The sequence below is a fragment of the Hymenobacter sp. genome (assembly GCF_035709525.1).
Lineage (GTDB): Bacteria > Bacteroidota > Bacteroidia > Cytophagales > Hymenobacteraceae > Hymenobacter.
Genome location: NZ_DASTEP010000057.1, coordinates 1 through 8,025, shown reverse-complemented (window position 1 = coordinate 8,025; position 8,025 = coordinate 1). Strand labels below are relative to the sequence as shown.

The following is an 8,025-nucleotide window of genomic DNA, read 5'->3' as shown; positions in this document are numbered from 1 at the left end:
GGGCCGGGGGTGGGGTCTCACGGCTGAAGGGCTTAAAAACCAATATTCACGCCCGCCAGAAACACCCGCGACTGCGGGTAAATCCCGCGGTCGAGGCCCGCGCCGCCCAGCTCGGGGTCGAAGCCCGTGTACTTGGTCAGCGTCAGCAGGTTTTGGCTGGTTATGTACACGCGCAGGGTTTGGCCGGCAAAGCGGTTGATGAGCGTTTTGGGGAAATTGTAGCCCAGGGTTAAGACCTTGATGCGCAGGTAGGAACCATCTTCGATGAAGTAGCTGCTCACGCGCAAATTCAGGTTAGGGTCGCCGGCCACGGCGCGGGGCACGTCGTTGGTCGAGCCCGCGCCGGTCCAGCGGTTGAGCACGCGGGTGCTGCTGTTGCCGTTGCTGTAGAGGCCGCCCTCGGTGTACACGCGGTTGAGGTTGTACACGTCGTTGCCCTGCGAGCCCTGGACAAACACGTTGAGGTCGAAGCCTTTGTAGGTAAGCGTGTTGTTGATGCCGTAGGTAAAAGCCGGAATCGGGCTGCCGATAAACGTGCGGTCGAGGTCGGTAATCGCCCCGTCGCCGTTCAGGTCTTTAAAGCGAATGTCGCCGGGCGCGGTGCTGGTGCCGGGCGTGGCCCCCACCGTTTGCTTGGGCGCCTTGTTCACCTCTTCCTGGGTCTGAAACAGCCCATCGGCCACGTAGCCGTAGAACGCGCCAAACGGCTGCCCCTTGTCGAAGCGCGTGATGGCGGTGCCGGTGCGGGTAGTCAGGCCGTTGAAGGGCACGGCCACGTTGAGGTCGCTAATGCGGTTTTTGAAGGTCGAAAACGTGAGGCCCGTCGTCCAGTTCAGGCCCTCGGCGCTCACCAAGTTGCGGGTGTTCAGCGTGAGGTCGAGGCCGCGGTTGTAGGCCGAAATGGCGTTGGTGGGCACCGACTCGTAGGTGCCCGAAGTATAGGCTGGCGGCACCGAGGCCAGCAGGTTGGGCGAGCGGCGGTCGTACACGTCCACCGACAGCTCGATGCGGTTCTGGAACAAGCCCAAATCCACGCCGATGTTCGCCTGGTAGTTGTTTTCCCAGCTCAGGTCGTCGTTCTGGCCGCGGGTAGGGCCAGCGCCGTTAAACACCACCTGCGGGCTGCCAAACGGGTAGGTAATGCCCGTATTGATGGTAGCCAGGTAGGCGAAGCGCCCGGCATTCAAGGGGTTGCCCACCTTGCCGTAGCCGCCGCGCACTTTCAGGTTGCTGATGGTCGGAATGTCCTTGATAAAGCTTTCCTCCGAAAGCCGCCACCCAATCGACGCCCCCGGAAAGAAGCCGAACTTGCGGTTTAAGCTGAACTGCGAGGTGCCGTCGTAGCGGGCCGTGGCCGTGAGCAGGTACTTGCCCGCAAACTCGTAGTTGACGCGCCCGAAGTAGCTCACCAGCCGGTCGGTAATGGGCGCGATGCCGACGCCGCCGTTGGTGTTCGGAAAGCTGATATTGCCCGTAGGCCCGGCGTTGATGTTCTGGAGCTGATTATTGAGGTAGCCCGTGCGCCCCGCCGACAGGTAGGTGTACTGAAACTGCTGCGCCGACTGCCCCGCCAGCACCGTAAAGTGGTGCTTGTCGGCGATGCTGCGGTCGTAAGTCAGCGTGTTTTCAATGAGATACGTCGGGTTATAATTGCTCGACGAGTACGCGCCGGCCACCGAGTTGCGCGGCGAGTTGGGGCCGAGCGAGGGCGTAAAGCCGTTGTTATTGTCAAAAATCAGGTCGGCCCCCACGTTGGTGCGGAAGCGCAGCCCTTTCAGCGGCTCGATTTCGCCGAAGAACGTGCCGATAATGCGGTTGCGCGAAAACTTGGAGTTGGTAATATTAGATTGCAGCACCGGGTTGGGCTCCACGTAGTTATCGTTGGTGGCGTTGGGCTCGTACCAGGTGCCGTTGGGGTTGTACACGGGCACGGTGGGCGGCGCTTGCAGCACGTTATTAAGCACCCCAAACTCGTCGTTGCCGGTGTTCAGCTGCCGGTCTTCCTGGTGCGTGATGGCCAGGCTGTTGCCCACCTTCACGTACTTATTGAGCTGAATGTCACCATTGGCCCGCACCGTAAAGCGCTCAAAATGCGAGCCCGCCAGCGTGCCATCCTGCTGGAAGTAGCCCGCCGACAGCGCGTAGCGCGCCTTCTCACTGCCCCCGCTGGCCGAGAGCGTGTAGTTCTGAATCACGGCCGTGGGCCGGAAAACCGCCTTCTGCCAGTCGGTGCCCGCGCCCAGCGCGCTGGGGTCGGCAAACTTGCTGTTGATAGGGTCGCCCTTGGCAATCAAACTCTCGTTGTTGATGAGCGCATACTGCTGGGCATCAAGCAAGTCGAGCTTGCGCCACACCTGCTGAAAGCCCCGGTAGCCATCCACCGAAATATTAGAGGTGCCCGCCTTGCCGCGCTTGGTCGTGATAATCACCACGCCATTGGCCGCCCGCAGCCCATAAATGGCCGTGGCCGAGGCATCTTTGAGCACGTCGATGCTCTCGATGTCGTTGGGGTTGATGGAATTGAGCTGGCTCTCGACCGGGTTAAACCCGCTGTCGTTAGACGGCAGCGGGAAGCCATCGACCACGTACAGCGGCGAGTTGTTGCCGGGCGACGAGATGCCGCGAATCCGCACCGAGGTGCCGCCCGCGCCGCCCGGCGCGCCCGAGTTTTGGGTTACGGTCACGCCCGCCACCCGGCCTTGCAGGGCCTGCGTAGGGTCGGCCACCGGCTGGCTGGCAATGTCGCGCCCCGACACCGAGGAGATGGCCCCGGTCACGTCCTGGCGCTCCTGGGTGCCGTAGCCCACCACCACTATTTCGTTCAGCCCCTGCGCCGATTCAGTCAGCTTCACGCTGATGCTGCCCGCATTGGCCGAAGTCACGACCACCGACTGCGACACGAAGCCGACGAAGCTGAAAAGCAGCGTGCTGCCCTCGGGTGCGGTGAGGCTGAAACTGCCATCGGCGGCGGTGCTGGTGCCCGTGCTGGTGCCGCGCACCAATACCGTCACGCCCGGCAGCCCCGCGCCATCGGCCCCCGTCACGCGGCCGGTGATGGGAATAGGAGCAACGGGCCGCAAGATGCCTGCGGCCTCGCGCAAACTAGCGGCCGTAGCAGGCGCGGCCCCGGCAGCCGGCAGCCCACAAGCCAACACGGCCATTGTACGCCGCAAAAGCGCAGTGCGGTAGAGAGATTGGTTCATAAAGGTGGGAAAAGGATGAGCCAAAGCTAGCGGCCCGTGTTGGGCAAATGCAAGCTTGAAAAGGGCCCTAGAACCACGTCAGGGGCCTTTTTGGGTAGATAGAGGCGCGGTGCCATACGCTTAGCGCACACGCGATGCAACTCCTTAACGGGCCTATGGGCTGCTAAAGCGAATAAGTTGTGCCCGACCCGTCAGGCTAAAAAACAATGCAAAAAATCCTGCTTTTTTGAAAAAAAAGTCAGCCGCAAACGTTGGCGGCTGACTTGCGACGGGGTTTGCGGTTTTGACGAGTAGCTGTAGGCGCGGGGCAGTGCTGGAAACAACTAGCAGACCCAAGTGGTGAGCCAGCCCCAGCGGGGCGACCCGTCAGTAGTAAGACGCATCTACAAGCGCGCAAAAGCCCCGTAGGGGCGACCCTGCCAGCTGACAGGGTCGCCCCTACGGGGCTTTAACCAATCATTCCTACATTGTTACTACCGACGGGTTCGCCCCGCTGGGGCTGTTGCTCATATGTTGTGGAGGGTGTAGAGACGCAATATTTTGCGTCTTACGTTTGGGGAGCGTACCCTCACGCAAGACGCAAAATATTGCGTCTCTACACCCTCCACGACTTAACTACTCGGCCCCAACCTCCTGGGCTTCCATTTCCACCTCCACTTCCAGCAGCACATGCGCCCAGGGCTCGGTTTCCTCGTAGTCGGCCGCCAAGCGGCGGCGCTGCAAGGCGGCCAGCACTTTTTGAGCGAAGGCCCAGCTGGTGGCGGGGCGCAGCTCCAGCACCCGTGCCAGCTCGGCGGGGGCGTAGTTGCCGCGGTGGGTATGCAGTAGGAATACCGCGTAGAGCGCCTTTTCGGGGGCGAATTTGCACTTCTGGAGCAGCGTGCCGGTGGTGGCCGACTCCACGTAGCGGCAGCGGGTGCAGCGGCGGGCGTGGGGCTCGCGGGCAGCGCAGCTTTTCTCGTGGCCGCACTTGCGGCAGCGGTAGCCAGCGGCCCATTTCAGGTCGGCGAGGTAGCGCAGGCAGGCGTCCTTGTCCGGGAAAAGCTGGCTGAACTCGCCAAAATCGACCTCGCGGGCCTGGATGCGGGCCGCTTTCTGGTCTTGTAAATCGCGGCTCAGGTCGCGGTTGAGCTGCTCGATGGCGGCCGACTGCAAGGCCAGCAGGCTGTTGCGCTCCAGCAGCTCGCGGTTTTGGGCCGCGATGGTGTCGTTTTGCTGGCGCAGCTCGTCGGTGCGGCGGGCCACCAGGGCTTCGAGCTCAGTATTGAGTTGGTCTTTAAGGACTTGGTTTTCGCGTAGCTGCACTACCAGCTGGTCCTGGGCGTGGTGTTTTTTGCGAAGCTGCTTCAGTAAGCTGCGCTGGGTGAGCAGCGTGGTGTCCATGATGCCCTTGATTTTGTCGGCCAGGGCGTAGCTCAGCACGGCCACTTCTATCACGAAGGCCACGTTGAGGCTGTACACGGTGTAGGCGTTGTTGTAGAAGTCGATGCCCAGCTTGCGGCTGATGAGGAAGGCTAGGCTACCGGCCACCAGCGCCTGGGCCAGCAGCAGGTAGCGCGCCGGCCGCAGCCCGCCCCGGTACACCCGCCACGCCGCGTAGTAGAGCAGCCCATACGGCAGCAGATACAGCCAAAAGCTGAACCCCGAATGCACCACCGCCACATCAAGCACCAGCAGCGCCACGCTGAGCGCCACCACCCACCGGATGGCCCGGTCGAGCCCCGGCTGCCGGGCCGCGACGTCGAGAAACGTGCGGGCGTACTGCGCAAACGTGACCAGCAGCAGCACCGGCGCCAGGGCCTCCACCAGGTGGTTGAGCGGCGGGCTGCCGGGCCACAGGTACTGAAAGCCCAGCCCGTCTTCCGACAGAAAAAGCAGCGCCCCGCTCAGCACGTACAGCACGTAGTAGAGGTAAGACTGCTCCTTGAGAAAGAAGTACAGGAAGAGATTGTACAGCAGCATGATGAACAGCACGCCGTAGAAGCCGCCCAGCAGCCAGTATTGCAAACTAAGCTCGGGCACGAGCTGCGGCCCGCTGTGCAGCATCCCGCGAAAGCTGGTGCGCGTGTCGGAGCGCAGGCGCAGGTAGTAGGTGGCCGGCTGCCCCGCCCGCTGGGGCAGGTTGAATAGGAAATTCTTGTACGCCAGCGGGCGGCTGGCGAAGGGCAGCTTGGCCCCCGTCACCACGCTATCAAAAACCCCCGCCCCGAGCGGCCGAAACAGCGTAGCCGCCCCGATGTGCGGGTCGTATAACTCTAAATACCAGTCGTGGATGAGCGTGGGCCGTGGCAGCACCGTGAGGCGCAGCCAGTACGTGCTACCCGTGTGCTGAATGTTAGGCGGCTGCGCCGTGCCCGTCGCCGAGGCAAAGCGCCCCGCCCAGGCCGGGCTACTTATCACGCGCAGCGGCAGGCGGCCGGTAGGGTCTTCGAGCACGCTGTAAAAGCGCTCGTCGAGAAACTGGGTGGGGCGGGCTGGCTCGATGACGAGCGTGTCTTCGGGCGCGGCGGCGGCGCGGTGAGCCAGCAGCACCAGCACGAGCAACGCGGCCCAGCTACCGCCCAAAAGGCGGCGGCCGGCCGGCCGCATCAGCCAGCGGGCAAGTGAAAAGCCAGGAAACACAGAGTGAGTAGTGGAGGTGGGAAGAAGCGTAGCGCAAGATAATTCGCAGCCCCGTAGCGCGGTGTACCTGGCGAGCCCGGTCGGTCGCGGACTGACAGTCCGCGCTACTGCGCCTGGCCGAAGAAACGCGGGGCACAGTCGGCACAATCGGCCCGGTAGTCGGGAGTAGGAGCGGGGCCCGGCGGGGGGCGGCTACTTTTGACGTGTACTGGATTTTACTATGGCTGCATTTACTTTTCGGCGCTACCTCACGCCCCTGATTCATGTGCTGGCCTGGGGGCTGCTGGCGCTCACGCTGCTGGTTTTTCAGCCCATGCACATCACGCTGCCCATGCAGTTCTGGGTCAAGCAGGGCGTGCTGCTGCTGCTGTGGGCGGGCGCGTTTTACCTCACGGCCTACGTGAGCGTGCCGCGCCTGCTGCTGCGCGGGCACACGGGTTGGTTTATTCTGGCCCTAGTTGGCACGGCGGCGGCCATTCAGCTTTTGAGCCGGGGCCTCGAAAACGCCTTGCACCTGCCCGAGCTGCTGCGCGAAGCCTTTAAGGCGGCGGGCGGCGTAGCACCCAGCGACGTGGCCCACCACCGGGCCGGTCCGCCAATGCCGCCGCGCCCGCGCGGCGGCCGGGGCCCGCGTTTCGACCTCGTTACCATGCTCATCACGCTGCTCGTGCTGGGTATTGCCACGGCCTTTACGGTGGTGCAGCACTGGCAGCGCGAGGCCCAGCTGCGCGTGCAGCTCGACCAGCAGCGCACCGAGGCCGAGCTGAGCTTGCTCAAGGCCCAGATAAATCCGCACTTCTTTTTCAATACCCTCAACAACATCTACTCGCTTACGCTCATCGACGGCGAGCGGGCGCGGGCGGCCCTGCACCGCCTTTCGCGCATGATGCGCTACGTGCTCTACGACACGGCCGCCGGCCACGCGCAGCTGAGCCAGGAAGTAGCTTTTATTCAGGATTATATCACGCTTATGCAGCTGCGCCTCACCGACCGCGTGCAGGTAGTGTTTGAGCATCCCGAGCCGGTGCGCGAGGTGCTCATCGCGCCCATGATTTTGCTGCCCTTCGTGGAAAATGCCTTCAAGCACGGCGTGGCCGCCACCCAGGCCAGCCGCATCGTCATCAGCCTGAAACAGCCCGCCGCTGACCGCCTCGAAATCGAAGTGCGCAACACCCTGGTGCCCCGCGCCAGCACCGACCTGGCCGGCTCCAACGGCATCGGCCTTGCCAATACCCGCCGCCGCCTCGACCTGCTCTACCCCGGCCGCTACGCCCTGCACGTAACCGAGCGCACGCCCGACAACGAGTTCGACGTGCAACTTGCCTTGCAAGTGGGCACGTAGGCTGCATTTTGGGAGTGCAGTTGCGAAAGCGCCGAAGCGCAATTAGGCACTAGTCATCAACCATTAGTCATTATAAAAATGCCCATCAACTGCATCGCCGTCGACGACGAGCCGCTGGCCCTGGCCCTGGTTTGCACCTTCATCGAGCAAACGCCTTTTCTCAACCTCGTGGGCCGCTACGGCAGCGGCGTGGAGGCCCTGCAAGGCCTGCACGAACTCACCGAAAAGGTGGACGTGGCCTTTCTCGACATCCAGATGCAGGAGCTCACCGGGCTGGAGCTGGCGCGGGTGTTGGGGCAGGCCGGCAGCCCGCCGCGCATCATTTTTACCACCGCCTTCCCGCAGTACGCGCTGGAAAGCTACAAGGTCGATGCGCTCGACTACCTGGTAAAGCCCTTTAACTACGAGGAGTTTTTGCGAGCCGCCAACAAGGCCAAAGCTTACGCTGAGCTAATGCAAAGCCACGCTGAAGCCGCCCCGATTCCCGCGCCCGAGGAAGACCATATTTTTCTCAAGGTAGAGTATCAGCTCATTCGCGTGGCGCTCAACGATATTCTGTATGTAGAGGGCCTGAAAGACTATGTGAAGGTGCACCTCAAAAGCACGCCCCGCGCCCTGCTGTCGCTGATGAGCTTGCGCAGTATGGAAGAAAAGCTGCCCGCCCGCCGCTTCATGCGTATCCACCGCTCCTTCATCGTGGCCTTGGATAAAATTGAGTCCGTGCGCCGCCTCACGGTGCAGATTGGCGCCGAAACCATCCCGGTGGGCGAGCAATACAAAGAGGCGTTTGGGCAGTTTTTGAGTAGGTGGAGCTAAGCGGACGTGAACCTCACCCCCGGCCCCCTCTCCAAAAAAGAG

4 protein-coding genes are annotated in these 8,025 nt (G+C 62.7%); 2 read left to right on the top strand and 2 right to left on the bottom strand.

All coding sequences use genetic code 11. The features are described from left to right. Positions 1-32 precede the first annotated feature (32 nt). The gene (locus VFO93_RS05185; RefSeq protein WP_325133271.1) at positions 33-3,203 is read right to left on the bottom strand and encodes a TonB-dependent receptor; all 3,171 of its coding nucleotides are present in this window, start codon (positions 3,201-3,203) and stop codon (positions 33-35) included. Between the two features lie 615 nt (positions 3,204-3,818). Next, positions 3,819-5,825, bottom strand: coding sequence for a 7TM diverse intracellular signaling domain-containing protein (locus VFO93_RS05180; protein WP_325133270.1), 2,007 nt, complete (start codon positions 5,823-5,825; stop codon positions 3,819-3,821). Between the two features lie 220 nt (positions 5,826-6,045). Here VFO93_RS05180 and VFO93_RS05175 point away from each other — a divergent pair, with 220 nt between their 5' ends. Both VFO93_RS05175 and VFO93_RS05170 read left to right on the top strand, forming a co-directional pair. Further along, positions 6,046-7,167 carry a sensor histidine kinase gene (locus VFO93_RS05175; RefSeq protein WP_325133269.1) on the top strand — a complete coding sequence of 374 codons (1,122 nt, stop codon included), beginning with the start codon at positions 6,046-6,048 and terminating at the stop codon, positions 7,165-7,167. 78 nt (positions 7,168-7,245) lie between these two features. Next, a complete protein-coding gene (locus VFO93_RS05170; protein ID WP_325133268.1) occupies positions 7,246-7,983 on the top strand; it encodes a LytTR family DNA-binding domain-containing protein in 738 nt (245 codons plus the stop codon). The last annotated feature ends 42 nt before the right edge of the window (positions 7,984-8,025 follow it).